This is a genomic window from Pseudomonas sp. 2822-15 (assembly GCF_002742515.1).
GTDB classification, from domain to species: Bacteria; Pseudomonadota; Gammaproteobacteria; order Pseudomonadales; family Pseudomonadaceae; genus Aquipseudomonas; species Aquipseudomonas salomonii.
The window spans coordinates 1-280 of the sequence record NZ_LJRY01000040.1; the positions used below are offsets into that span (position 1 = coordinate 1).

A 280-nucleotide genomic window follows, 5' to 3' on the forward strand; every position below is an offset into this window, starting at 1 on the left:
TAAACAACTTCTAATTGCTTTAATTAACTCCTGAGGCTCCGCATCCTTAAGCATGTAACCACTCGCCCCATTTTTCAAAGCCTCCAATGCATATTCATCATCATTGAAGGTCGTAAGCATTAACACTTTCCTATCTGGCCACCTCGAATGAATAATCCGTGCAGCTTGCAGTCCATCCATTATTGGCATTCGAATATCTAATATTACAATGTGAAAAAGTTGTTTTTCACAAAGTTCTATCGCTTCTTTTCCATTACTCGCTTCACCAGTCACTTTCATC

At 38.9% G+C, this 280-nt stretch carries 1 protein-coding gene; it reads right to left on the bottom strand.

Annotation, left to right across the window (positions count from 1 at the left end; genetic code table 11):
- Positions 1–280: response regulator transcription factor (locus AOA59_RS00160; RefSeq protein ID WP_143522714.1), on the bottom strand; the 280-nt coding region annotated here is incomplete at both ends.